At 41.5% G+C, this 24,545-nt stretch carries 23 protein-coding genes and 1 other annotated feature; of the genes, 12 read left to right on the forward strand and 11 right to left on the reverse strand.

The annotated features are described in order from the left end of the window. Positions 1-558: 558 nt before the first annotated feature. Positions 559-981 carry a pyridoxamine 5'-phosphate oxidase family protein gene (locus tag AAEM60_RS02150; protein WP_341357293.1) on the reverse strand — a complete coding sequence of 141 codons (423 nt, stop codon included), beginning with the start codon at positions 979-981 and terminating at the stop codon, positions 559-561. A 127-nt stretch (positions 982-1,108) separates the two neighbouring features. On the opposite strand from AAEM60_RS02150, the gene AAEM60_RS02155 reads away from it, so the two are divergent. After that, complete coding sequence (locus AAEM60_RS02155) at positions 1,109-1,765, forward strand: uracil-DNA glycosylase (protein WP_299742615.1); 657 nt, start codon at positions 1,109-1,111, stop codon at positions 1,763-1,765. Positions 1,766-1,793: 28 nt separating this feature from the next. Here the strand turns inward: AAEM60_RS02155 and AAEM60_RS02160 are convergent, their stop codons facing one another. Further along, positions 1,794-2,042, reverse strand: a complete 249-nt coding sequence (locus AAEM60_RS02160; RefSeq protein ID WP_299741379.1) for an alpha/beta-type small acid-soluble spore protein — start codon at positions 2,040-2,042, stop codon at positions 1,794-1,796. A 226-nt stretch (positions 2,043-2,268) separates the two neighbouring features. Between AAEM60_RS02160 and AAEM60_RS02165 the strand changes: the two genes are divergently transcribed. Beyond that, positions 2,269-3,678, forward strand: a complete 1,410-nt coding sequence (locus tag AAEM60_RS02165) for an alanine/glycine:cation symporter family protein (protein WP_299742618.1) — start codon at positions 2,269-2,271, stop codon at positions 3,676-3,678. A gap of 832 nt (positions 3,679-4,510) precedes the next feature. Next, positions 4,511-5,677, forward strand: a complete 1,167-nt coding sequence (locus tag AAEM60_RS02170; protein ID WP_341357294.1) for an acyl-CoA dehydrogenase family protein — start codon at positions 4,511-4,513, stop codon at positions 5,675-5,677. A 51-nt stretch (positions 5,678-5,728) separates the two neighbouring features. Here the strand turns inward: AAEM60_RS02170 and AAEM60_RS02175 are convergent, their stop codons facing one another. From AAEM60_RS02175 to AAEM60_RS02185, 3 genes are all read right to left on the reverse strand, one after another. After that, positions 5,729-6,799, reverse strand: coding sequence for an aromatic acid exporter family protein (locus tag AAEM60_RS02175; RefSeq protein WP_341357295.1), 1,071 nt, complete (start codon positions 6,797-6,799; stop codon positions 5,729-5,731). 117 nt (positions 6,800-6,916) lie between these two features. Then, positions 6,917-7,243, reverse strand: coding sequence for a cyclic-phosphate processing receiver domain-containing protein (locus tag AAEM60_RS02180; RefSeq protein ID WP_341357296.1), 327 nt, complete (start codon positions 7,241-7,243; stop codon positions 6,917-6,919). Between the two features lie 180 nt (positions 7,244-7,423). Beyond that, on the reverse strand, positions 7,424-8,365 hold the full coding sequence (locus AAEM60_RS02185; RefSeq protein ID WP_299741382.1) for a glycerophosphodiester phosphodiesterase: 942 nt from the start codon (positions 8,363-8,365) through the stop codon (positions 7,424-7,426). A 286-nt stretch (positions 8,366-8,651) separates the two neighbouring features. Here AAEM60_RS02185 and AAEM60_RS02190 point away from each other — a divergent pair, with 286 nt between their 5' ends. Both AAEM60_RS02190 and AAEM60_RS02195 read left to right on the forward strand, forming a co-directional pair. Continuing rightward, positions 8,652-9,701, forward strand: coding sequence for a hypothetical protein (locus AAEM60_RS02190; protein ID WP_341357297.1), 1,050 nt, complete (start codon positions 8,652-8,654; stop codon positions 9,699-9,701). Between the two features lie 184 nt (positions 9,702-9,885). Further along, positions 9,886-11,196, forward strand: coding sequence for an ATP-binding protein (locus AAEM60_RS02195; RefSeq protein WP_341357298.1), 1,311 nt, complete (start codon positions 9,886-9,888; stop codon positions 11,194-11,196). A 56-nt stretch (positions 11,197-11,252) separates the two neighbouring features. Here the strand turns inward: AAEM60_RS02195 and AAEM60_RS02200 are convergent, their stop codons facing one another. Further along, the gene (locus AAEM60_RS02200; RefSeq protein ID WP_299741385.1) at positions 11,253-11,852 is read right to left on the reverse strand and encodes a hypothetical protein; all 600 of its coding nucleotides are present in this window, start codon (positions 11,850-11,852) and stop codon (positions 11,253-11,255) included. Positions 11,853-11,954: 102 nt separating this feature from the next. Here AAEM60_RS02200 and AAEM60_RS02205 point away from each other — a divergent pair, with 102 nt between their 5' ends. Then, positions 11,955-14,216 (forward strand): ATP-dependent DNA helicase, encoded by a 2,262-nt coding sequence (locus AAEM60_RS02205; protein WP_299741386.1) that lies wholly within the window; start codon positions 11,955-11,957, stop codon positions 14,214-14,216. Positions 14,217-14,252: 36 nt separating this feature from the next. On the opposite strand, the gene AAEM60_RS02210 is transcribed toward AAEM60_RS02205, so the two are convergent. Next, positions 14,253-14,690, reverse strand: a complete 438-nt coding sequence (locus AAEM60_RS02210) for a ferritin-like domain-containing protein (protein ID WP_299741387.1) — start codon at positions 14,688-14,690, stop codon at positions 14,253-14,255. A 148-nt stretch (positions 14,691-14,838) separates the two neighbouring features. Between AAEM60_RS02210 and AAEM60_RS02215 the strand changes: the two genes are divergently transcribed. Both AAEM60_RS02215 and AAEM60_RS02220 read left to right on the forward strand, forming a co-directional pair. Further along, positions 14,839-14,994: a hypothetical protein gene (locus tag AAEM60_RS02215; RefSeq protein ID WP_172655736.1), complete on the forward strand. Its 156-nt coding sequence runs from the start codon at positions 14,839-14,841 to the stop codon at positions 14,992-14,994. A 61-nt stretch (positions 14,995-15,055) separates the two neighbouring features. Next, positions 15,056-15,301, forward strand: coding sequence for a YkuS family protein (locus AAEM60_RS02220; RefSeq protein WP_044339096.1), 246 nt, complete (start codon positions 15,056-15,058; stop codon positions 15,299-15,301). A 239-nt stretch (positions 15,302-15,540) separates the two neighbouring features. Here the strand turns inward: AAEM60_RS02220 and AAEM60_RS02225 are convergent, their stop codons facing one another. Continuing rightward, positions 15,541-16,503 (reverse strand): S8 family peptidase, encoded by a 963-nt coding sequence (locus tag AAEM60_RS02225; RefSeq protein WP_299741388.1) that lies wholly within the window; start codon positions 16,501-16,503, stop codon positions 15,541-15,543. 387 nt (positions 16,504-16,890) lie between these two features. Here AAEM60_RS02225 and AAEM60_RS02230 point away from each other — a divergent pair, with 387 nt between their 5' ends. Further along, positions 16,891-17,409 carry a superoxide dismutase family protein gene (locus AAEM60_RS02230; protein WP_299742621.1) on the forward strand — a complete coding sequence of 173 codons (519 nt, stop codon included), beginning with the start codon at positions 16,891-16,893 and terminating at the stop codon, positions 17,407-17,409. 48 nt (positions 17,410-17,457) lie between these two features. Here the strand turns inward: AAEM60_RS02230 and AAEM60_RS02235 are convergent, their stop codons facing one another. Next, entirely contained in the window at positions 17,458-18,801 is a 1,344-nt protein-coding gene (locus AAEM60_RS02235) for a sodium-dependent transporter (RefSeq protein ID WP_299741389.1), read from the reverse strand. Positions 18,802-18,885: 84 nt separating this feature from the next. After that, positions 18,886-19,097 (reverse strand) — a binding site (T-box leader). Between the two features lie 247 nt (positions 19,098-19,344). Between AAEM60_RS02235 and AAEM60_RS02240 the strand changes: the two genes are divergently transcribed. Together AAEM60_RS02240 and AAEM60_RS02245 are read left to right on the forward strand one after the other, a co-directional pair. Then, positions 19,345-20,460, forward strand: a complete 1,116-nt coding sequence (locus AAEM60_RS02240; protein WP_299741390.1) for an FAD-dependent oxidoreductase — start codon at positions 19,345-19,347, stop codon at positions 20,458-20,460. A gap of 103 nt (positions 20,461-20,563) precedes the next feature. After that, complete coding sequence (locus AAEM60_RS02245) at positions 20,564-22,120, forward strand: ABC-F family ATP-binding cassette domain-containing protein (protein ID WP_299741391.1); 1,557 nt, start codon at positions 20,564-20,566, stop codon at positions 22,118-22,120. 52 nt (positions 22,121-22,172) lie between these two features. Here AAEM60_RS02245 and AAEM60_RS02250 read toward each other — a convergent pair whose 3' ends face one another. After that, the gene (locus AAEM60_RS02250; RefSeq protein WP_299741392.1) at positions 22,173-22,856 is read right to left on the reverse strand and encodes a GntR family transcriptional regulator; all 684 of its coding nucleotides are present in this window, start codon (positions 22,854-22,856) and stop codon (positions 22,173-22,175) included. Positions 22,857-22,990: 134 nt separating this feature from the next. Then, on the reverse strand, positions 22,991-23,833 hold the full coding sequence (locus AAEM60_RS02255; protein ID WP_299741393.1) for a YitT family protein: 843 nt from the start codon (positions 23,831-23,833) through the stop codon (positions 22,991-22,993). Between the two features lie 247 nt (positions 23,834-24,080). Between AAEM60_RS02255 and AAEM60_RS02260 the strand changes: the two genes are divergently transcribed. Further along, positions 24,081-24,536, forward strand: coding sequence for a MarR family transcriptional regulator (locus AAEM60_RS02260; protein WP_299741394.1), 456 nt, complete (start codon positions 24,081-24,083; stop codon positions 24,534-24,536). Positions 24,537-24,545: the final 9 nt, after the last annotated feature.

Consider the following 24,545-nt stretch of genomic DNA (forward strand, 5'->3'; position numbering starts at 1 on the left):
ATTTGCGAGGGAATACCGGTTTTGAAAATAAATTCTTAGATTTGAAAGTAAAATCGGTGGAATTGAAAATATAATGCGAAATTTGAAAATAAAAGTAGAGATTTTGAAAATAAAATGGAAATCGACTGCGAAACAGAGAGAGATACGAACTGCATTCACCCAGAACATAAAAAAACACCTCAAAAGTCAGCACTTTTGAGGTGTTTTTACCTTGTAGAGGGGCTAATCATCCCGTTAGCGATCCCTCTGATATTGCCTTAATCGGATAAAGGCAACTCTGTAACTTGCAACATCACAAGTAATATATTTATATCTTGAACGTTGTTTGCAGATAATAAACAGCCGCGGGCAATTCCTTGAGTCGTTTGATATACCTAAACGACGTAAGCCCTACCTCTCTTACATCCTAACGGCTCCGAAGCCGATCCAGTGTGAATAAGTTGTTAAATCAAAACAGAATAGAATTACGAATTATCTTCTCTATCGTTTCAATGTATGTTACAAGGTTACAATAAATAAATATAACATCAATATTAAAACGTGTCAAGGGAATTTCGATTATAATTCAAGCGACTGCGGCGAATCCTCATCGTCATTCATTAAGCGGATGGCGGTGGGTTGAATTTTTAAGACGATGTAATTCGGGTCGTCCGGACCTTCAAACCATCTTTTCATATGGTCATTCCAAAGTTTTTCCTTATAATGAGTGGACTCTTCAATGGAGGCACGACCTTCGATTTCCACGAAAGTATCCCCATACCCCTCTCCTTCGTAACCAAGAAGGATATGTACATTAGGATTGTCCTCAATTTCATCTGTCTTATGTGTTTCCTTGCTTGTTGGCGTATACAGAGTCAGGTCATCATGAGAAAACGTCATATAACGGGAATGAGGCTTATTATTTTTAACCGTTGCCAGTGTCCCTACTTTGCTTTCATCGAGCACTTTTAAGATTTGTTGTTTCAGTTCAGCTTGTGACACTCAATCCATCTCCTTTAATGGTTCATTTATATCCATACTATTCCTTTTCTTAAGGTGAAATAAACATGGGAATGTGTAATTGGGGTGCTGTCCGGGAATAACGGAAATAACAATGAAACTAAGGATGATGAGCGTGATACCGGAAGAATTAGTCGATATCTGTAAGAAAAGGATGGAGCCCTATCCCTGTGAGGGGTTTGTATACGGACGCGGCCCAGTGAAGCCGACGATCATGATTGTCGGGGAAGCCCCGGGTGAAACCGAGATTCATAATGGAATGCCATTTAGCGGACGGGCAGGAAAAGTCCTGGATGAGTTCTTTCGTTATATAGAGGTTCCACGGGAAGATATATATTTTACCTCGTCGGTCAGAAGCAGACCTTATAAAGTTGTCCCTAAGAAAGTAGGGGATGAGATCATAGAGAAGAAGTACAATAGGGCCCCGAATCTGAAGGAACAGCTGGCACATGCACCCATTCTGGATTATGAGCTGCAGCATATTAAGCCAAAACAGCTTGTGACATTGGGGAATATCGGGTTACAGAGGCTGCTGGGGAAACGCTATACCATTTCTCAAGCGCACGGCCAGTTAATTGAATCGAAAGTCAGAAGGTTGAAAGATCTTCAGTCAAATGAGTGGATCATGAGTGAAGAAAGCTACTCAATCTTTCCAACCTTTCATCCTGCATCGATTTTCTACAATCGCTCTTTAGAAAAAGAAATATACAAAGACCTGGATAAGTTGAAAGAAATACTGGGAAGAAGTCATAATAAAGGAGGCTGACATCTATGGAGTGTCAGCCTCCTTTACGCTAATTCTTGTTTAAATTCTCCTGAGCCATTCTCACAAGTTCCTTCACCATGTTACCGCCAATCCTTCCGCCAACTTTTCCTGCTTGCTCCGATGTTAATTTTCCGTTATATCCTCTTTGAAGAGGAATGCCTTGCTCTCTGGCAATTTCATATTTCGCTTCTTTGGGATCTTGCGTACCGGAAACTTTGGCTTTTAATTGATCCATTGCAGCTCGGGATTCAGGTACAAGAAGTTTTCGTTTCGACATATTATCACCCCTTTTTTAGATTGCCCAAATATTTTTTTATGAGTATAGAGTCTTGACATATAAGGGTTTTTCCACGTTTAAGAAAATTTCGTCACAAAAAAAGATTGTCTAATTTGTGTCAAATAAAATATAATTCTTAATAGTTAGATTATTTTTAAAAAGAAAAGGGGGAAATGCCGTGGAAGAATTAGTTGGCAAGTTGGTAGGAATACTTTGGTCTCCGGTCATGATTTACTTCTGTTTGGGTGTGGGATTATTATTTTCTATTTTAACGAAGTTTTTACAAGTCCGGTTGATTAAAGATATGGTGGTTCAAATGTTTAAGGGTGGTAGCTCCAAAGCAGGTGTGTCTTCATTCCAGGCCTTGGCGCTGTCGTTATCAGGACGTGTCGGGACAGGGAACATCGCCGGTACTGCAACGGCCATCGCTTTCGGTGGTCCAGGGGCGGTATTCTGGATGTGGACGATTGCATTCATCGGCGCAAGCAGTGCCTTCATTGAGTCCACACTTGCTCAAATTTACAAAGTGAAGCAGGATGGGGAATACCGTGGAGGGCCAGCCTATTACATTGAAAAAGGGATCGGCTGGAAATGGTATGCCGTGCTATTCTCACTTGCTACATTGCTTGCAATGAGTATTTTAATGCCTGGAATTCAATCAAACTCCATCGCATTAGGTCTTGAAAATGCATTCGGTCTTAGCACAACGGTAACGGGTATTGGTCTTGTCGTGTTAATCGGGGTCATCATTTTCGGTGGGGTCAAACGGATCGCTGGAGTAGCTTCTTACGTAGTCCCATTTATGGCGATTGCCTATATTCTTCTATCTCTTATCATTGTAGGAATGAATATCACTGAAATCCCGGCAGTTTTTGCTCTTATCTTCAAGAGTGCATTCGGCTTTGATTCAGCATTCGGTGGAATCATCGGGATGGCTGTGTCTTGGGGAGTGAAACGTGGAATCTATTCCAACGAAGCAGGTCAAGGTACAGGACCGCATGCTGCAGCGGCAGCTGAAGTGTCCCACCCTGCTAAACAAGGTCTGGTTCAAGCGTTCTCCGTTTACATCGATACTCTTCTGGTTTGTTCGGCAACAGCATTCATGATCTTGTTTACTGGATCCTTCAACACAGAAGCACCTGATGGAACCATGCTTGCGAACAATTTAGAAGGCATCGAAGCGGGGCCTGGTTATACACAGGCAGCGATTGAATCAGTCATCCCTGGATTCGGAGCATCATTCGTCGCGATTGCATTATTCTTCTTTGCTTTTACAACTATTATGGCTTACTACTACATGGCGGAAACGAATGTTGCCTACCTATTGAGAGGTAAGAATTCAAAAGTCGCGATGACCATCTTAAAGTTTGTTCTGCTTGCTGCTACATTCTACGGAGCAGTGAGAGAAGCCGCTTTAGCATGGGCGTTGGGTGATATTGGTCTTGGAATCATGGTATGGCTGAACTTAATCGCCATCCTTATCCTGGCCAAACCTGCTTTAAAAGCACTCAAGGATTATGAAGAACAGAAGAAGCAAGGTCTTGACCCAGTCTTCAACTCTACAAAGCTCGGTATCAAGAATGCAGAGTTCTGGGAGCAAGAGTATAAAGTAGAAGATAAAGAAAATGCATCTTAACCTACCAAAAAAACCTGATGCCTGTATGGGCAACAGGTTTTTTTTATTGTTCTTTTCGCGAAAACGAGCACCTGTAGCGAAAATCAACCAGCACTTACCTTTTACAGCAACAACGTTTACGGAAACAGCCTTTCATAAAACAGTCACATTATTTTGAAACAGGACTCTCAATCTTAGAATAAAGCCGTTCTCCGACATATTTCTGAAATACATACATAAGCAATGCTTTAATGGAAAACAGGACAGTTAACTGGTATTGCTTTAAACGGATCAGGTTCCATACACCAAGATTTTTGAATAAGGAGTAAAATGGGTATGTAAAGAACATATCGACCAGAAAATTAACAAGCACATAAAGATAAAAATTTTTATAGGTGAATTTGAGGATCCAAACAGAACCGCTCAAAAATACCCCAATCACAAAAGGCATAATACCATTCACTTTCGGGAAAAGCCTGGTGTGGTGGTGATGGTCCACCATTTCACCCTTTCTGCAAAAACATTTTCTGAATAAACGAGTAATGACATAAATATAGAGGCAGGTAAATATTTTTTTAAGCTCTCTTTTCCTGCTAGTAAGAGGAATACCCAAGAAACGAGCATCAGAAAAAAGTATGTACAGTTCATTTCTTTTATGAACCACGGTGACTCCTCCTAAAGGATGACGAGATACCTTACTCATAGATTGGTTTAATGAAAATAGAATTATACGGATAATAGTAAAATGTATTCCCATCAGATTAGTAGACAATATCTTTGAGTTAGACGTCTAAATTGATTATGATAATTAGAAGAAGTAAACGCGTGACTTTTATCAGGAGGTGCTATTTCATTGGACTTATATGAACCGTATATACAGAATGACCGTCAAAGAAAGCTGGTTGATTTAGCTGGTGGGCTGGCTGATGCGTTTGATGAACGAGGGGAAGCGTATGACCGTGAAGATGCCTTTCCTTATGAAAATTTCAATGACCTGAAGAAAAAGGGATATGGAACTTTATCTCTTCCTAAAGAGTACGGCGGAGAAGAAATCAGCTTATATGAGCTGGTGATGATTCAAGAAAGGCTTGCTACAGGGGACGCAGCAACGGCTTTGTCCATTGGCTGGCATCTCGGAGGATTGATGGAACTGACGGAAACCCGGACGTGGGATGAAGGGGTGTTTAAGGAGCTTTGTGAGGAGATTATAGTGAACAATGCTCTTATTAACCGGGCAGCATCTGAACCGGCAACGGGGAGCCCCACTCGTGGAGGACTTCCCGAAACCAAAGCAGTGAAAACGGAAGAAGGATGGAAAGTAAGCGGCAGGAAATCTTTTACTTCTATGGCGAGAATTCTGGATTATTCTTTAGTATCGGCAACAATCGGTGACACCCAAGAAAAAGGATTCTTCTTGGTGAATCATGATCTGGAAGGAGTAAGTTTGGAAGAAACATGGGACACGATTTCCATGAAGGGAACGGGCAGTGATGATCTCGTCCTAACAGATGTCCTTCTTCCATCTTCTGCCCTGGTAGAACGTGATCGTGCAAATCCAAGAGGGAAGAATGATCTTCCTAAAGCATGGCTCCTGCACATTCCGGCTTGCTATATAGGAGTTGCGATTGCAGCACGCAACTATGCCATCCAATTTGCGAAGGACTATTCACCAAACAGTTTACCGGGACCGATCAAGGATGTACCTGAAGTTCAACGGAAAATTGGTGAAATAGAATTAGAACTATTTAAGGCCAGGCAAATTCTCTATTCAGTAGCTGACAAGTGGGTGATGGAGCCTCAAAAACGGAAAGATATGGCTTTAGAGCTTGCTTCTGTAAAACATGTTGTGACGAACAGCGCCTTTCACATTGTGGACATCGCCATGAGGATCGTTGGAGCAAAAAGTCTGTTCCTCTCGAACCCGATGCAGCGTTATTATCGTGATGTGAGGGCAGGCCTTCACAATCCGCCCATGGATGATATGGTGATTGGAATGTTAGCGAATAACGCATTAAAATAAGATTTCAATAGAAAAGGTATAGACAGTATTTGTCTATACCTTTATGAGTGTCTATGGGTGTAACGTTTTCTCCAGTACAGTTTGATGCTGAGCTTCTAACACATGTATTTCACTAAGCTCCTCTATCAGGTCATGAATGGATAGTAGTTCGTATAGCATGACCGTTTCACAGGAAAAATGATGCTTCATGGACTGAAAAGGTTTCGTATGAAGCCCCTCTTGATCTTCCCAGAATTCCTCCAGGAGATCTTTCATGAGAGTGAAATGTTGTTCAGGTATGTGAAACGACGGATGATGCATGATGCTTTTTAACGATTGGGTGGCATGTAAGATGCGATCTTTCTCTTCCTCACTGAATGAATACTGAACCGGTAAGTAAATTAAGTTCCCAATATGAAAAAGGATCTGCCTTAAAAGGTTAAGTTTTTTGTACTCATAATGGAAATAACGCAATTCCTCACGACTGGAGCGGTGAAGCTTCCATTCTTCCTTTTGATATTCGCAAAGGGTGTCCGTCGATTCTATGTCTCTTAAAATATCGTTGAAGATCATTTTTGTATCCCGGTGAAGAGAGTGATTCTGTAGAACTTCAGATCCTCTTTTTTCTAATAAATTGCCCGTTTTGAAATAGAGATTATGAATCTTGGTCGTGATCGTTTTCGAGTATTTTGGTGGAAGGATCCACAAGTTCACTAATGTAGACACAATCAGCCCGATCGTGGTCGTGCCCAGTCGAATGAAAAAGGTAGCTACATAGTGATCGTGTATGGTGGGGATCATGGCAATCCCTGTTAATGTTGCGACCAGAATGCCTGCCCCTAAATGAAGTTTGTGGCAGGTGATGATTGTGAGCAGTGCCACCAGTGCATATGTAATGGGGTGATCCCCGAATGTGGAAGCAATGATCACCGCAAATAGTGCTCCTATAGCTGAAGCGGGAAAACGAATGAATGCTTTCTTGATTGAATTGGCGGCTGTGGGCTCGATGGTGACTATGGCTGTAATGACGGCAAAAGTCGCTGGCCAATCTAAAAGCTCACACACAAGAGCCGTTAAAAAAACGGCAATACCGGTCTTGGCAATTCTACCTCCGACAAATTGAATTTTTTTGAGAAACTCCATAATTTAACCCTCTTTTATAAATGGCTGTCGCCTTCATTATAAAGTAAGAAAAACCCAATTGAAATAAATGGACAAAAAAAGAACTGTTCCCGGAACAGTCCTTTTTTATATGATAACTCATCTTAGAGGTAAAGGTCGTAAAATAATCTTGATTGATTTAGGCATCTTGTGTTCACTCTGAGCCTCTTTTAAATACTTGAACATTTGTTTGCCTGCTACAGAGTTGGCGGAATGAATCGTGATCCGTTCTGCAAATAGCTGCTTTTCAACCATATAGTGTACGAGCATTAATCCATTACGGGTCTTGCTTTCTAAGTCATGATCCAATGAAAGATGAGCGATAGAAAAATTCAGGAGCAGGTCAATACATTCATCGATGTCTTTCGCGAGAATGTACCCTTGAGGACAGTGGCGATAATCGTCTAAAAATACATTTACTGTCATATTAATTCTTCTTTCGTCATTTGACTTAATTTAAGCCTAACAGAGTTTGACTTTTTTCTATATAGGTAAATAGTATGATTATTACAAATATAATTGTAATTATTTTGTTGATTTATGGGGGTTAATCTTTATGCGCTTTCTGAATGATAGAGGGAAATGACTATTTTTTACAGGGGATTTTCACCTCCTATTTAGTACTTCCATTAATAAATCAGGGCGATCTGTGATTATACCGTCTGCTCCCCTTATTACGAGCATTTCCATGGTTTCTTTGTCATTAATCGTCCAATAATGAATGTGAATGCCTTTACGATGGGCTCCCTCGATCAATGTGGGCCGGGTTAAGTCAATATTCCTTTCTTGAAGGGGAAGCTGGAAGGCATCGACAGTGGGGTTGTAAAGGTTTCTCAGAAAAAAAGTATGAAGGAGGACGAATTTTTTCGCTTCTTGTTTCCCTCCTTGAGTGGCCACTCTACCTTTTGAGTATGATTCAAATAGATTAATAATGTTCTGATCGAATGAAGCGATGAGAACATTTTCTTCCATATCATATTCCTGGATGAGCTTCAATAATTTCTGTACGATTTCCTCCATCCTTTTATCAGGATTGTCGTCTTTAATTTCAATGTTAACCCTCATGTTTGGGAACCGTTGAAACACTTCCTCAAGAGTAGGAACGTATACATTCTTTCCGCGGAATGAGTATTCACCATTCAGATCTTGAAAGGTGTAAGCAGCATCAAGTCGCTGAAGCTCCTTCAGCGTGTAATCTTTAACAAATCCACTGCCGTCCGTTGTGGCATCAACGGTTGGATCATGAATCGTTACCAAATGGCCGTCTTTCGTAATATGTATATCCGTTTCGATGACGTCCACTCCTAAATCAACGGCAGTCTGAAATGCTTCGATTGTGTTACCGGGTGCAAGAAGTTTTCCGCCTTGGTGAGCGATGACAAGGGGCTCCCCATTTTCTTTTTGCAGGAATGGTGGTGGATTCACTTTATTAACGGGGAGCCAGTAGACGAAAGTAGAAAATATCATAAGGAAAGCAGCGACCATCGTTATGACGATTTGACGCTGTTTTTTAGAAGGTTTTAAGACTTCGGGATTCGTATTTTTCATAAACTGTCATCCTTTTTTCGGGAAGATTCTTATTTTCTATTATAAGTACGACCTGGTTTATTTAGGACAATAAATTAGGGTAATTTGTTCGAGCGTCCTGTAGCGGAAATAAACGACTGCTTTTTCTGTGAAAATAGCTGCAATGTGTACGAAAGCAGCCTTCTAAAAAAGCCTTATGAAATATAATTTACCTTTAAGAGTAAAAAAATTACGTTTGAATGATAAATAACTATTGCTTTTAGAAGTAAAATAGATTACTCTTTAAAGTAAGGAGGGGATATTTACCATGAAAGAGAATTTAAGGTTGAATGTATCGTTGCTTAGGAGCCGTGTACCCAATTTAACGTCAGCTGCCAAAACGGTAGGGCTAAGGGCTGCGACGGTATCGAACTTGTGTACCGGAAAAATTTCTGTAGGTCGCGCCGAGGTGAAAACGATGGTAACGTTAGCGAATTTAGCCAACTGCACGCTGGACGAATTAATTATTCAAGGAGGGAAATTAAGTATGATTGAAACGGGGATTAAACCACTTGATTTGTTTGCTCCCATTGTTCAAGGTGGTACGAATGGATTTGTGGCCAGATCACAAGTTGGTCAATTTGTTGTACTGGCAGAATTAACGAAAGTACTGAAAGACAAAGGCTACCAATCGATTTTATTGACATCAAGTAAATCGTTTCCCGGGTTGAGTGATCTTGAAGGATTCGTCGATTCGAAATGCCACACGATAGACGATGTCTTTGCAGAAGTAGCCCTTGTTGAGGACAAAGAGAGCATCCTTCTATATATTGATCGTTCTTTTATCGTGTCAGGGGACTTATATGAATTAAGAGAACGATTCGAAGCAGAGAACTACCCTGAAATCACCACGATTTTGTTTGACCCAAGTGGAGAAGCGGTCGATGAAGATGATCCGTTCGGTCCACTCGACACCTTATGTTACTTCGACATAGATCTGGCTACCAGGGGCATTTATCCAGCCATACATCCCGTACAATCTACATCGATATTAATAGAAGACGATGCCCTGGACGCAAGCCACACGGCTATTCACAAGAAAGCAAAGAAACTACTAAGGCGTTACAAAGAAATACGCGTCCTCATGAATACGATTGGTAAAGATAAAATACCTGAAGCAGATCTCGAACTTTTTCATATAGGAGAGCGATTGGAAGCCTACTTGAGTCAGCCATTCTACGTAGCAGAAGAATTCACCAAGACAAAAGGCCAAACCGTCCATATCCAAGACACCATCCAAGACATCCAAAAAATACTCCAAGGCAACTACAACCACATCAAACCAACTGACCTAACCTACAAAGGGAAACTGAACTGAGGGACGGACCTCCAGATCCCATTCATGTAAATGAAGATCGCATAGGGGCGGGCCTCGGCAGAAATGTCTTAGGTCCGTCCCTTTGCCATTACTTTTTTCTTAATTTTGTGTAGGAGGAAAGAGGATTTTCTAGAAATTTGTCGTATGTGTAAAGTAATGACTTTATTTAGTGGGAGACAATTCGATGATTATCGAGAAATTATTATTACATGTGTTGATTATATTGGCTCCCGTTCTTATTCAAACCTCACTCCTTGAAAACCATAGGCTAGGGAAATCTCCTGTTTTTATCGGTGTATTACACGGGATCGCCGCGTTTATGTGCTTGATCTTTGCTTATGAAAGCTTCGGGTTGTATTGGGATTTCCGTTACATTCCTCTGGTTCTTTCGATGTTATATGGAGGGCGAAAAGCAGGGGTCATTGTACTCATCTTTATTTTAACCGCTCGGGTGATTAACGGCGGGGACGCCATCATTTTCGGTTTTATCAGTGCGTTTTTAGCAGGAACCCTGCCTTTTCTTATTTCAAACCGCTTCTGGACGTTTCCTCCAAAGAAACGGGTGACTTTTGCCGTGTTACTTGGATTCTGGCCTGCCCTGGTGATGTTAGGGATTCTTCTTTCCTTCGCTCTCATTTCGGGTGTTCCTGTTTCAGGTAATAAAGAAATGGGCATCTATGTTCTTATATTCGGTGGGATTCAGGTGTTAGGGGTTGGAGTTGCAGCACAGCTCAATGAGTGGATGATCGAGAAACGATTGCTGCGGGAAGAAATTTTGAAATCTGAAAAGCTCAACACATTGGGAGAGCTGGCTGCTTCGATTGCTCATGAAGTTCGGAACCCTCTAACCGTCGTCAAGGGGTTTCTTCAATTAATGAAGAAACAGGCGACAGGGGATCATGATGAGTATTTGAAGATTGTATTAAGTGAGTTAGGAAGGGCGGAAGAGATCATCAATGATTACTTGAATTTTGCCAAGCCGGAATTCGAAAAGTTAGAGAAAGTAAATGTGAAAGATGTTCTCTCAGATGTTACGGTTCTCCTAAACGCATATGCCCTGAAAGATGGTGTATACCTTGATGCTGCCCTGAAAGAGGATGGTTTTCTATTAACGGATCGGAATAAATTAAAGCAGGCTTTCGTCAACATCATTAAGAATGCCATTGAGGCCACTCCCCCTCAAGGAAACGTAGCCGTAAATTTAGAAGTCACCCATACCCAAGCAGTCATTACGGTAGAAGACACAGGAAAAGGGATGACAAAAGAACAAATCGCCAGACTTGGAACACTATTCTTTACAACAAAAGACCACGGTACTGGCTTAGGAACCTCAGTGTCCCTGAGGATTATTGAAGCCATGGGTGGCCATATTCATTATTCTAGCATTGTTAATAAGGGAACGGTCGTTACAATCAATCTTCCTTTGAACAGAGACAAGGTTGCAAAATTTGATTCGCATCTTGCAAACACGCATATGAACAATCAAAACGCTTAGGAAATCATCTAAGTGTTTTTTTGATTTAATTAAGAAATAAGGGAAAATAAAATCTTTCATCTCCATTTCCCGTACATACGTTCCATGATAGGATAGAAGATATGAATGATAAAACCTAATGTACAGGCGACAATCACTGTTCCAATGCCAACAGCGCCATGAAACACCATGGCAAGCGTAATGGCAATTGCTTCGTTTAATAAACGTGAATTGCGTAAATTCAAACCGAACCTGCGATGAATGGCCACCATGAAGGTATCCATCGGACTTGAAGGAAGCTTGGCTTGAAGGTAAATGGAGATTCCGATACCCAATAGCAAAATGCCAGTCAGTACGAGAGACAACTGTTGAATAAACCCTACCGGTTCAAGTGTTTTAAGGCCAACCGAAATCCAATAATCAACCATCATTCCAATCACAAAGATCGAGAGCGCAGCTAACCATTGAATGGGTTCTTTTAATAACAATGCGTTTATACAGATGAGAATACATCCATTGATGAAGATGCATGTCCCGATCGAAAGGTGGAACAAGGTAGACTCCCCTACGGCAAGTGCATCCCACGGAGCCGCTCCCAAATCTCCTTTAATAATCAGGGACACACCTAATGATAGCGATAGTAATCCTATACAGTAAAAGATGAATCTTGCCTTCATTCCAGAATCCTCCGTTCCAAAAAAAGCTTGTCTAATATATATGTTCACTGAAAAAAAGTTAGAATGATAATTTATGTGAGAAAGCCCGAGGTGAAACGTCACATGATGAAAAGCGTCAAGATCTCAATCAGGGAATTAGTTGAGTTTGTGTATAAAGAAGGGAGCATAGATGTCAGGTTTCAAGCCCGCTCCTCCATGACCATCGGAACAAAGCTACATCAAAAACTGCAAAAAGAATACAAAGAAGGTGATGAGAAAGAAGTCTTTCTGAAGGGAGAAAGAGTGGCTGAGGATATTCTCTATCAACTTGAAGGCCGGTGTGATGGAATCCACTATAAAAATAAAGAAGTCATTGTCGAAGAAATTAAGTCAACGGCAAGAACCCTGTCCCAGATTGAAGAAGGATCCCGTGTCCACTGGGCACAAGGAGAATGCTACGCTTACTTATTGGCGAAAGAAAAGCAGCTCACCCATATTAGCGTACAGCTCACGTATATAGAGGTTGAATCGGAAAAAACGAAGTCATTCATCCGCACGTACACCCTTGAAGAGCTGGAGCATATCGTTGACGAGACCCTGGCTGCCTATAGTCCATTTGCTTCCATGTTACTGACAAACCAGGATAGTCGATTAAAGAGCATTGCAGACCTAAGCTTTCCGTATCCTGTGTATCGAAAAGGCCAGAAAAAGCTCGCTGGTGCTGTCTATAAAACGGTCGCTGAATCCAAATCCCTGTATGCGAATGCACCGACGGGGACAGGAAAAACCATTTCAACCTTATTCCCGACCATTAAAGCAATGAGCGGGAAATGGTTTTATGTCACGGCAAAAACGATTACCCGTACGGTGGCAGAAGAAGCGCTACTCCTATTAGAAAGGGAAGGTTTGTCACAGCGTACCGTTACGATTACGGCAAAAGACAAAATCTGCTTTAAAGAAGAAACGATTTGTCAGAAAGAGTATTGTGAATTTGCCAATGGCTATTATGATCGAATTAATGGGGCGCTCATTGATATATTGACCTGTGAAACCACCATCACACGTCCAATTGTTGAATCGTATGCTAGGAAGCACAAGGTGTGCCCATTCGAATATTCAATCGACCTTTCCTATTTGGCAGACGGTGTCATCTGTGATTATAACTACATTTTCGACCCTAAAGTTTCTTTAAAAAGAATAAGCGAAGAAAGTAAGAAAAAGACCACTCTTCTCATTGATGAAGCACATAATCTTGTTGGCCGGGGACGGGAAATGTATTCAGCAACCCTGAAAAAATCCGCTTTTTTAGAAATTAAAAGAATGTATCCTGAGCAAGTTGCGTTAAAGCAGAGCTTGACAACGGTCAACAAACAATTTCTCCGTTTGAAAAATGAACAAGAAGGAGACATGCGGATTGAACTGGATGCACAATTAGTCGATGCGGTGGAAAGTTTTGTTGAGGCATCAGAAAAATGCTTGGGAGAAGCAGATGGAGATTGGTCTGAAGGCTTTCTTCAGTTATACTTTGATGCGTTAAGCTTTGTGAGGATTGCCAACCTCTTTTCTGACGAGCACCGCTTTGTGATTACTAAAAGCTCTAATGAAATAGAGGTGAAGCTCTTTTGCATAGACCCTTCAAAGCTTATTAAACATATAACCAAGTCTTTTCACTCATCGATCTTTTTCTCAGCTACCCTTCACCCTTTTTCATATTATTTTCAGCAATTAGGTGGAAGTGAAGACGATTATCGGTTTCTGATTCCTTCCCCATTTGAAAGAGAACAATGGCAGGTGGGGATCCATCCGATTTCAACTCGATTTAAGGATAGAGATCGTACCCTTTCCTCGATTACACGTTCCATTACAGAAGCGTTCAATGAGAAAAAAGGAAACTATCTAGTCTTTTTTTCATCTTACGCCTATATGCAGGAAGCCTTCGAGGAAATGAATCAGGATGCAATGAATGCAGATTTCATCATTCAGGAGCCTAATATGAAAGAAGTGGACAGAGAGGAATTTCTAAATGAGTATCGAAGCGGCAGAGACCGCCCGGTTATTGGATTTGCCGTATTGGGAGGGATTTTCTCAGAGGGTATCGATCTGAGAGGAGATCGATTAAAGGGTGTAATTGTTGTAGGAGTAGGTCTGCCTCAGCCAAGCAGGGATCATGAAATCATTAAGGACTATTTTAATGAACGGGGGTTGAATGGATTCGACTATGCCTATGTATACCCGGGGTTAAATAAAGTATTTCAATCCGGAGGGAGACTCATCCGTTCAGAGGTGGATACGGGAGTCCTCAGATTGATTGACGACCGCTATCTGTCACAGAAATATCAGTCATTACTGCTTGAAGAATGGAAGGATTATCAAATCATCACATGAAAAAAGACCGCTCATATAGCGGCCTTTTTTCGTATATCAGTTAAAAGAAGGATCTTTTAGTAAGCGATCGAATTCTTCAAGATGATGGGTTTCATCTGCAATCATATCGTCAAGCTTGATGCTGAGCTCGACGAGACCCAATTCTTCTGCTTGTTCTTTACGCTTCTTATAACGCTCGATTGTATCAGCCTCGGCTTTACGGCCTTCCTCTAACATTTCCTTCACATTATCTGTTTGCTTAACAGAAGCCGGAGTTGTTGTAGGATCTCCGCCTAATGTTTTAATTTTTTCAGCTAAGTATAAAGCATGTCCCTGCTCATCAGGAATTTCCTCTTCGAAGAACGGTTTTAGTATTTGACGATATAAACCGCTCACAACAGCAGCGTAGTTTGTATAAAGAATAACTGCAGCATACTCATTAGCTAAATCTTCATTTAGTCCATCAATTAACTCTTTTAATTTTGCTTCATCCATTAAAATACCACCCTTTTGTGTGTTGTTATATAGGCTATTTACCCAGACAAGAGAAAAAATAAACATTCAGAAATGAATCGAATGCTCCTCAAATATTTTGCCTGGAAATGGGGATTCTAATTCTATAAAAGTCAGAGGAGGGATGAGAATGTCTAAACAAGGAAAGAAGAGTATGGACCAAACATCTGAACAGTTGGCTAAGCAAAAAGCCAAGAATGACGTGGAATTCGGATCTGATATCCAGGTAGGGAATTCAAAAAGTCAAAGTCAGAAAAAAAGTGGCAAACAAGTAAATAAAAAATAAATGACGAATATCTTTTTCCCTGAAAGAAAAACCTATATGTAGAACCAGGAGGTGTAAAGGCATGACAAGAAGAATTGGTGTTGAACAATCCCTGCAGAACGTTGTACAAGCCTTACGTGAAAAGGGGCATGACGTTGTTGAACTTAAGCAGGAATCAGATGCAAATGGCTGTGACTGCTGCGTAGTGACAGGAATGGATTCCAATGTAATGGGTATTCAAAACGTGGCTACCCAAGGATCTGTTATTGAAGCAAGCGGATTAAGTGCTGATGAAGTGTGTCAGCAAGTTGAGAGCAGACTACAATAGTAGAAAAGCTGTGTAGTACAATAAGAACAGTCAGTAATGGCTGTTCTTTTTCAGTATAGTAATAAGAAGAGTGAGTGCACGATTTTTGGCTCATTCGAGTGAAACGTACGTTTCACTCGCCTTTGAGCAAAGCTGAAAGGTCGCCTGAATGAAAAGAACCCCCAGCATAAATGCATTTATGCTGGGGGTTCTTTTCATTCAGGCAGAAATGAGCCAAAAATCAACCAGTCTAAAGTCCATCACCCAATCTGAGCTAACGGCTGATTTCTTAAATGCTCTCTCAGTAAGTCAGGTGCTGTTAAAAACAATAGACCATTTCCTTCCAATGTTTTTGGGAATCCGAGTGGAACGGTGCGTTTAATGAGTTGTGCATACACTTCGGTTTCTGAAAGTTTACGGTCAAAAGATATTTGCTCCAATTCTTTGATGAGGGCTAATGCGCCGGACACGTGTGGAGCCGACATGGAGGTACCGCTGAGCTTAGCATACTTTTCACCAGGAATGGTAGACAAAATTTGTTCACCAGGTGCCACTAAGTCAACTTCATTATTAGAATTCGTAAAGTAAGAAGATTTTCTTTGAAGGTCGATGGCTCCTACAGAAATCACTTCATTGTAACAAGCAGGAAAAGAAAACTCATCGGTACTGCTATTTGAGTCACCTTCGTTACCTGCTGCACAAACAACTGATATATTTGCATCCACCGCTTTTTGGATCGCTTCGTGCAGAGGCTTGTGGTCAGTGGGGCCTCCCAATGACATGGAGATGATGTCCACCTTTTGTTCGATTGCATACAGAATGCCGTTCACGATCCAATCGTATTTTCCACTTCCACGGCTGCCTGCAAGTACTTTAATGACCAATAAATCGGCCAGTGGCGCAACACCGATAACCCCATTACCATTTTCACTTGCAGCAATCGTACCCGCCACATGGGTACCGTGTCCGCTATAATCGGTAACGTTATCTTCAGCACCGTTATCATCGTCGGTGAAATTGCGGAATCCCTTCACTTTCCCTGCCAGATCAGGATGGTTCATATCGCAGCCTGTATCCAGGACAGCGATTGTCGTTCCTTTTCCTTTGTACCCATTCTTCCACATACTAGGAGCTTGGATTAAATCAACGCCTTTAGGAATTTCATTTGCATCAACAATCATTTCGTCCATGAAATATGGAATTAACCTAATTTCACCTTGCATATCAATCCCTCCTAAAATGGTACTGCGTAGTAAAAATCTGAAGTTTCTGAAAATATAACATTTTTTGGACAAAATGAAAAGGGATAATAGTAGTAGGAAAATAAAACCAATCACATTTTTCTCTCTTTAAGCATACGGGTGGGGATTTTTTTAGTTTTTAAAGGTAGGATCCAATAGAAGAATGGGTGAGGACTTACGGGTTAGCCGTCAATGTATCAATCCCATTAGCCGAAATTTAAACAAACGTTTGATTGAGAGGATGAACCATTGCGTAGACAAGGTTTTTAGAGGTTAAACAAACGTTTGGTTAAAAAGAGAAGTTCTGGTATTTTCATCATGTCACCCACACTTTCAACATAAAATGTCTTGAAGGAAGGTGAACCAATGATGAATTATTATCAGTATGGCTATCCTGGCTATTCATATTATCGAAACGCACCTGACATGGCCTTCGCTCAAATACAGGGAGGTCCATTAGCACCAGGATTGCAAGGGTATATTTTTTTTCGGGAAGTGCAAAATGGGGTGGAAGTATATGCAGAGATAACAGGTTTACCATCATATAGGGAAGGAAAAGGTGATCAAAATCCGATCGGGCCTCATGGATTTCACTTACATGAAAAGGGAGTCTGTGAAATAGGGGACCCAAAGGAACCCTTTTCTTCTGCCGGGGGACATTGGAATCCGACGAACCAGCCTCATGGTAATCATGCGGGTGATTTTCCTGTACTGTTCTCAAATGACGGATACGCTAAAATGTCCTTTTTTACAAATAAATTCAAAGTGAAAGACGTCATAGGCAAAGGGGTCATCATCCATCAAAGCCCGGATGACTACAGATCCCAGCCCTCGGGAGATGCGGGGAAACGGCTCGCATGCGGAGTCATTATGGGGTATGGGGTCTAACGAAAAAGGGTTGACCTTATTGACAGGTCAACCCTTTTTTATCATTTATTAGAATAGGCCCAATACATCAAGCATGACAATAACGATTAGCAACGGAGCCACAAAACGTATCAGGAAGAACCAGGCTTCGAATAATCCCCGCTTCAATCCACTTCCTTGCTTCAACTCTTCGTAAAGTGCTGTTTTCTTCATTTTCATAGGTACGAACAGTGCAATAAGCAGTGATCCAATCGGAAGCAGCACATTGCTGACAGCGAAATCAGCCAAGTCAAAAATGGTCTTATCGAATAGCGTGATATTCCCAAGAATCCCAAACGATAATGCCGACGGAATACCGAAAACAAAGATGGCAAGTCCGATGATCCAAGACCATTTCTTGCGCTTCTCAGGTTCTCCTTTTGAAATGACCGAAACAATGATTTCGAGCATGGAGAATGCAGATGTTAACGCTGCGAACAAGAACAGAACAAGGAACGCAATAAAGAAGAACATCCCAAAAGGAATTTGACTGAAAACGGTTGGTAAAACATTAAACAGTAGTACAGGGCCAGCCCCAGGTTCTAAATCAAAGGCAAAGACCGCAGGGAAAATGGCCAATCCTGCTAACAGTACAATGAAAATATTCATAGCCACAATGGAAATGGCTGATCTGGGCAGACTCTGTGTTTTCGGCAGATAAGAACTGTATGTCACCATCACCGATACACCTACACTTAGTGTGAAGAACGATTGTCCCATCGCTTCCAAAATCGTTTGTGATGTCACTTTTGAAAAATCTGGTTGCAGCAGGAATGTGATTCCATCCACCGCATTATCAAGGGTTACAGCACGAACAACCAAGAGAATAAATAAAATAAATAATGCCGGCATCATGATTTTACTGGCCAGCTCAATACCTTTTTGAACCCCTTTAGCAACCACGAAGATGGTCATCAAGATGAAAAGGAATTGAACGAATACACTTGTTACAGGATTTGAGATCGTCGCACCAAATACTTCTGCGTATTGGTCAGAGGAAAGATTGTTCAATTGACCCGTAATGGCTTTAAATAAATAAACAACAATCCATCCCCCGATCACGCTGTAGAAGGAAAGTAAGATAAAGGATGTAACCATTCCAAGAATCCCGACCCAGTGCCAGTGCGTACCAGGAGCGATTTTTCGATACGAATCAACGGCATTGCTTCCGGCTGTCCGTCCGATTGAGAATTCTGCCAATAGTAATGGAAGTCCGAGTAATAAAGTAAATAGAATGAAGATCAGGAAGAATGCTCCACCTCCATTTTGACCAGCGATATAAGGGAATTTCCAAATTGCCCCCAATCCAATCGCAGACCCTGCTGCCGCTAATATAAAGCCAATCTTTGATGACCATTGTTCGCGTTGACTCATTCTCATTCTCCTTTCTGTTTTCTGTATTATTGACGTGTGGGGGGAGCCGATGCCAAACAAAATAAAAAAATCGCCCCTACATATCGTAGGGACGATTTGGATATCGCGGTACCACCCTAGTTATGAGAAAACAATTCTCATCACTCTTCACACATAACGGCCTTAACCGTCTTTTGATCTCGTCAAAAGAAGCTCCGGAATCGAAATTCACCAATCATCTTTGTACCGGTTCACACCAACCACCGGCTCTCTTTAACAGGGAAATGTATGCTACTTGTTTCCATCAAAGCTTATTCAATATTAGGTTATACAATTTTTATCATGAATCAAAACAACTTGTCAATCTATTTCGGAAAAAGTAGTGAGAATTGTCTGGAATTGTTGGTGGTTTTTGGTGTTGTCATGATGTATGTGTACCGCGGGATAGATGCTTTGAATTGTACCTGGTACAACTAAATCCATTCGCTGAAACCCGCACCTCCATTGAGTTCACCCTCCTTCTCAAGTAAAATAAAGAAAAAACGTAATGAAAAGGTGTTTTAAATGAAATCATATATTGTTGTGGGTGCGGGAATACTTGGTGCTTCTACGGCGTATCATCTTGCTAAGGCAGGGGCAGAGGTCACAGTGGTAGATCGTCAGGACCCTGGACAAGCAACGGATGCAGCGGCGGGGATTGTTTGTCCATGGCTGTCGCAGCGTCGGAATAAAGTGTGGTATCGACTGGCCAAAGGTGGGGCGAAGTATTATCCGAGCATCATTCAACAGCTGGAAGCTGACGGAGAATCAGAAACAGGGTATAAGCGAGTAGGAGCGATCAGTCTGCATACAGATGAAAATAAGCTTCGAAAAATGGTTGAGAGAGCGGAAAAGCGCAGGGAAGATGCACCTGAAATCGGTGAACTCACTATTCTTACGGCTGAGGAAACACGTCAACGTTTCCCGCTTTTATCTGAAGAGTATCAAGCTGTTCATGTAAGTGGGGCTGCACGAGTTGATGGAAGAGCGATGCGGCAGGCGCTTATTAATGGAGCCAAAAAGAACGGGGCGATATTCCGGCAAGGGGATGCCAAGCTTCTGAAAGAACAAAACAGGATCACAGGTGTCACGATAGGCGAACAAAAGCTTGCAGCAGATGAAGTGATTGTCACAGCAGGTGTTTGGGCGAAGGAACTTTTTGAACCGGTGGGAATAAACTTCTTGGTATCTTCGCAAAAAGCGCAAATTCTTCATTTACAGGTAAAGGGTGAAGAAACGAATGGGTGGCCTGTTGTCATGCCACCGAATGACCAATACCTTCTCGCGTTTCCTGAGGGAAGAGTTGTCGCAGGTGCGACCCATGAAAATGATGTCGGCCTCGACCGCCGGGTGACAGCAGGTGGTTTACATGAAGTTCTTCACAAAGCGATGGAAGTAGCACCCGGCATCCATGACAGTACAGTGATGGAAACAAGGGTGGGGTTTCGCCCGTTCACTCCAGGTTTTCTCCCCGTTTTCGGAACGATGCCTGGACTTCCTGGGGTGCTGGTAGCGAATGGACTTGGGGCATCCGGACTGACGGTCGGCCCATATCTTGGTTCTGAGCTTGCGAAGCTTGCACTCGGTGAACCTACAGAACTGGATCCTTCCGACTACGATGTAGCGGGTGCGATGGAGTAAAGGAAGAAAAAAGCATCAGCTCATTTCCCTCTATCTTCTAAGCAAAATGACCCTTATAATAGAGAGAGCGAAGTTTAGTATATAAAGAAAAGGTGTTTACTATATGAGTTTATTAACAGTCAAAAACTTAACTCACGGGTTCGGTGACCGTGCGATTTTTAATGACGTTTCTTTCCGTTTGTTAAAGGGTGAGCATATCGGCTTGATCGGTGCCAATGGAGAAGGAAAGTCTACATTTATGAATATCATTACAGGTAAGCTTGAGCCCGATGAAGGAAAAGTGGAGTGGGCGAAGCGGATCCGTATCGGTTATCTGGATCAACATGCACAGTTGAAGCAGGGCATGACAATCCGGGATGTGTTGAAGACAGCCTTTCAATACCTGTTTGATATGGAAACAGAAATGAATGAGCTCTTTGCCAAAATGGGGGAAGCATCTCCGGAAGAGCTGGAAGAATTGCTCGAGGAAACAGGGACACTACAGGATGCCCTGACAAATAATGATTTTTATATCATAGACGCAAAAGTAGAGGAAATTGGCCGTGGCCTTGGATTAGATGATATAGGGTTGGATAAGGATGTCCACGATTTAAGTGGAGGGCAACGAACGAAAGTCTTACTGGCCAAGCTTCTACTGGAAAAACCGGATATTCTTTTACTCGATGAGCCTACTAACTACCTTGACGAGCAGCATATCAATTGGTTGAGACGCTATCTGCAGGAATATGAAAATGCGTTTATCCTGATCTCACATGATATTCCATTCTTAAATAGTGTCATTAATCTTATTTATCATATGGAAAATCAAGAATTGAATCGTTACGCGGGAGATTATCATGAATTCAAACGGGTTCATGAAATGAAGAAGCAGCAACTCGAATCTGCATTCAAGAGACAACAGCAGGAAATTTCAGAGCTGAAGGATTTCGTTGCCCGCAATAAAGCGCGTGTGTCGACCCGTAACATGGCGATGTCACGTCAGAAGAAGCTGGATAAGATGGATATGATTGAACTGGCTGCCGAAAAGCCGAAGCCAGAGTTTCATTTCAAACAAGCGAGAACCGCTGGCAGGGTCATTTTTGAAACGAAAGACCTTGTAATTGGATATGATGAACCATTGTCGAAGCCACTCAATCTCAAGATGGAGCGCGGTCAGAAGATTGCCCTATCTGGAGCGAACGGGATCGGGAAGACGACTCTTCTACGCAGTATTTTAGGAGAAATCAAACCAATATCAGGCTCAGTGGAATTGGGAGACTATCTTCATATTGGTTATTTTGAGCAGGAAATCAAGACAAAGAATAATAATACGTGCATCGAAGAGGTGTGGAATGAGTTCCCATCCCTAAATCAAGCAGAAGTGCGTGCCGCCCTTGCAAAATGCGGACTGACGACAAAGCATATCGAAAGCAAGGTAGAAGTACTGAGCGGGGGAGAAAAAGCAAAGGTACGACTATGTAAATTGATGAACAAAGAATCGAATGTCCTGGTGTTTGACGAGCCGACCAACCACTTAGACGTAGAGGCAAAAGAAGAATTGAAACGTGCCCTTAAAGAATATAAAGGTACCGTCCTTTTAATCAGTCACGAACCTGAATTCTATCAGGATGTGGCGACGGAAGTATGGAACTGTGAAAACTGGACGACGAAATTATTCTAAATGAAAAAGCGGATTCACAAGCATTTAAAGCTTGAGAATCCGCCTTTTTATGTTAGTCCTCCAAAACATCTTCCAATGATGAATATCCATTATCCTCTAAACGTAAGTCATCAAAACTATGCTTCATATGAAGGTCGATTAATTCCAGCAGGGTTTGTTGATCGCGGTTTTCGATGGCTTTGACCATTTCTTCGTGTTCTCTGAAACGTACGTTTTCGCCGGGTTCCACATGATAAAATACATCAAATAAGAATAGATAGACGTTGGACTGAGTAAGCATTTCATCCATGTAGCGCATCAGGAATTTATTCCCGCTGACTTCGGCCAGGAATAGATGAAACTGCTTATTGAGTTCTACATATTTTAACAGGTCCTTTTGTCTATAGGTTTCCTGTTCATCCTTAAGAAAGGTGTAGAGCCTCGGCATGTCGGTTTTTTTAACTTTAGGCAGACCATACTTAACGGTAAGGTATTCAAGTTCCTTCCTTAACTCGAAGAAAGAGATGATCTCTTCTCTTGTGGGATGGACGACAAAAGCTCCCCGGTTTGGGATGATCTGAACCAGTCCTTCTAATTCAAGTCTTTTCAACGCATGTCGAATGGGGGTTCTGCTTACAGCCATCTTCATAGAGATGACTTGTTCGACAAGCTGGGTTCCCGGGGCGATCTTTCTGGCCAGTAAGGCATCCTTCAGTTGCCCATATACTCTAAACTCTGCGGTTTGTCTCTTCTTCACGTTCATCATCCATTCAATCTAATATTTCATAGTACCTATCATATACGAAAAAGAGGATGATCCATAATCACGTGTCTTCAAAATCGGTTGAGATTTGAGAAAACACCTGACTGAATCATCCACTTAAAAACCTCTTAAGCGAAGGATTTAAAATTCTGTCCCCATATTTCATTCATGCTGTGTACGGTAATAAATGCTTTTTCATCGGTTGATTGAATATATGATTTTAATTTCGAGAAGTCTTTGCGATCAAGAATGGTCGTGATGACTTCTTTTTGATCATCTGAAAATGCGCCTTTAGCTGAATGCAGCGTTGCTCCTTTTTCCAGGTCTCCGACAATAAATTGCTTAATTTCCTCACTATGCTCGCTGATGATCACTACTTCTTTGTTTTCATTGAAAAACTGAAGAGTTCTGTCAATCATCATTCCCTTCAATAGCAATCCAAAGAATGCATACAAACCAATCTGAAGTCCGAATAAGTAGGCAGACGAAATGACGATCAGAATATCAGATGCGAGGACTGCGCGTCCCAGCTCAAGACCTGTGAACTTGTGAATGATCTTGGCAAGAACCCCCGTTCCACCGGCGGAAGCTTCTTGATTAAAGATCATTGCGACTCCAATGGCCCCAATGAGCGTACCAATCACAATTTGAATGAGAACATCATGACCAATGGGATTATGGAGGGGATGATACACCTCTAAAGCCCATACCATGCCACTTAGTGAGAGGCTTGCGAAGACCGATTTCAGACCGAAGCTGGGGCCGATCAGAAGTAAGCCGAGAATAAATAGAATCATATCGAGTGCAAACATAATCACTCCAACAGGTAAATCCATGAATTGTGATAGAACGATGCCTGCACCACTGGTCCCACCTGTGCCGATCCTATTTGGTGATAAGAAAAAATGTATATTCAGCGCAATCAAAAAAGCGCCCAAAGTTATATTTAGTAAGGATTGAACTTGTTTCATCTTGGAGCAAGCTCCTTTCAGTAACGGTAGTTTTAAAAACAATCAACCCGATTATAAAGAGTGGAAACTGGGATGTAAATGGAAAAATCCAATGTAAGCATTTACTTATAAAAGTTTTTATTATGGATTTTTTCTGACTTTTTTTAAGCAGAATACATGGAGAAAAAAGGATTGACTTTTTTACGTAACCTAATTAATATTTAAACAGGTTAAATATTAATGACATGAAAAGAGATGGAGGGGTAAAGTGGACTTAGAACATATTAAACATTCCTATATAGATCGTTTATTTACAGCTTTTCAAATTTCGAATCGTCATATTCAACAAGATCTGGCTTCCTCATTAAAAGAAATGAACTTAACAGGTCCCCAGTTTTATATTCTTTATCTCCTTTCCACATCGGAAGGAACAAAATCAACGGAACTTGCGGATAAGCTCGATGTAAAACCCAGTGCGATCACGGTGATGATCGACCGTTTACTTAAAAACAATTTTGTTATCCGGGAAAGAGATGAGAAGGATCGCAGAATTGTGAAGCTGGAACTAACCTCTGAAGGACATGAGGTTTTCGAGAAAGGAAAAGCTAAAAGGAAAGAAATTTTTTCAAAGTATCTCGCTTATCTTGATGAAGAAGATGTAAATCAACTGGTAACGATTTACGAGAAGCTCGCTGCAGCTGTTGAGAACAATACAGAAGAATAAGGAGAGAAC

This window comes from Rossellomorea sp. y25 (genome assembly GCF_038049935.1).
Taxonomy (GTDB): Bacteria; Bacillota; Bacilli; order Bacillales; family Bacillaceae_B; genus Rossellomorea.

Excerpts from the sequence above, each read along its gene's own strand:
- AAEM60_RS02155 (WP_299742615.1), top strand. The coding sequence starts at position 1,109 with ATGAGCGTGATACCGGAAGAATTAGTCGATATCTGTAAGAAAAGGATG.
- AAEM60_RS02160 (WP_299741379.1), bottom strand. The coding sequence starts at position 2,042 with ATGTCGAAACGAAAACTTCTTGTACCTGAATCCCGAGCTGCAATGGAT.
- AAEM60_RS02165 (WP_299742618.1), top strand. The coding sequence starts at position 2,269 with ATGATTTACTTCTGTTTGGGTGTGGGATTATTATTTTCTATTTTAACG.
- AAEM60_RS02175 (WP_341357295.1), bottom strand. The coding sequence starts at position 6,799 with ATGGAGTTTCTCAAAAAAATTCAATTTGTCGGAGGTAGAATTGCCAAG.
- AAEM60_RS02180 (WP_341357296.1), bottom strand. The coding sequence starts at position 7,243 with ATGACAGTAAATGTATTTTTAGACGATTATCGCCACTGTCCTCAAGGG.
- AAEM60_RS02185 (WP_299741382.1), bottom strand. The coding sequence starts at position 8,365 with ATGAAAAATACGAATCCCGAAGTCTTAAAACCTTCTAAAAAACAGCGT.
- AAEM60_RS02190 (WP_341357297.1), top strand. The coding sequence starts at position 8,652 with ATGAAAGAGAATTTAAGGTTGAATGTATCGTTGCTTAGGAGCCGTGTA.
- AAEM60_RS02195 (WP_341357298.1), top strand. The coding sequence starts at position 9,886 with ATGATTATCGAGAAATTATTATTACATGTGTTGATTATATTGGCTCCC.
- AAEM60_RS02200 (WP_299741385.1), bottom strand. The coding sequence starts at position 11,852 with ATGAAGGCAAGATTCATCTTTTACTGTATAGGATTACTATCGCTATCA.
- AAEM60_RS02205 (WP_299741386.1), top strand. The coding sequence starts at position 11,955 with ATGATGAAAAGCGTCAAGATCTCAATCAGGGAATTAGTTGAGTTTGTG.
- AAEM60_RS02210 (WP_299741387.1), bottom strand. The coding sequence starts at position 14,690 with ATGGATGAAGCAAAATTAAAAGAGTTAATTGATGGACTAAATGAAGAT.
- AAEM60_RS02215 (WP_172655736.1), top strand. The coding sequence starts at position 14,839 with ATGTCTAAACAAGGAAAGAAGAGTATGGACCAAACATCTGAACAGTTG.
- AAEM60_RS02220 (WP_044339096.1), top strand. The coding sequence starts at position 15,056 with ATGACAAGAAGAATTGGTGTTGAACAATCCCTGCAGAACGTTGTACAA.
- AAEM60_RS02225 (WP_299741388.1), bottom strand. The coding sequence starts at position 16,503 with ATGCAAGGTGAAATTAGGTTAATTCCATATTTCATGGACGAAATGATT.
- AAEM60_RS02230 (WP_299742621.1), top strand. The coding sequence starts at position 16,891 with ATGAATTATTATCAGTATGGCTATCCTGGCTATTCATATTATCGAAAC.
- AAEM60_RS02235 (WP_299741389.1), bottom strand. The coding sequence starts at position 18,801 with ATGAGTCAACGCGAACAATGGTCATCAAAGATTGGCTTTATATTAGCG.
- AAEM60_RS02240 (WP_299741390.1), top strand. The coding sequence starts at position 19,345 with ATGAAATCATATATTGTTGTGGGTGCGGGAATACTTGGTGCTTCTACG.
- AAEM60_RS02245 (WP_299741391.1), top strand. The coding sequence starts at position 20,564 with ATGAGTTTATTAACAGTCAAAAACTTAACTCACGGGTTCGGTGACCGT.
- AAEM60_RS02255 (WP_299741393.1), bottom strand. The coding sequence starts at position 23,833 with ATGAAACAAGTTCAATCCTTACTAAATATAACTTTGGGCGCTTTTTTG.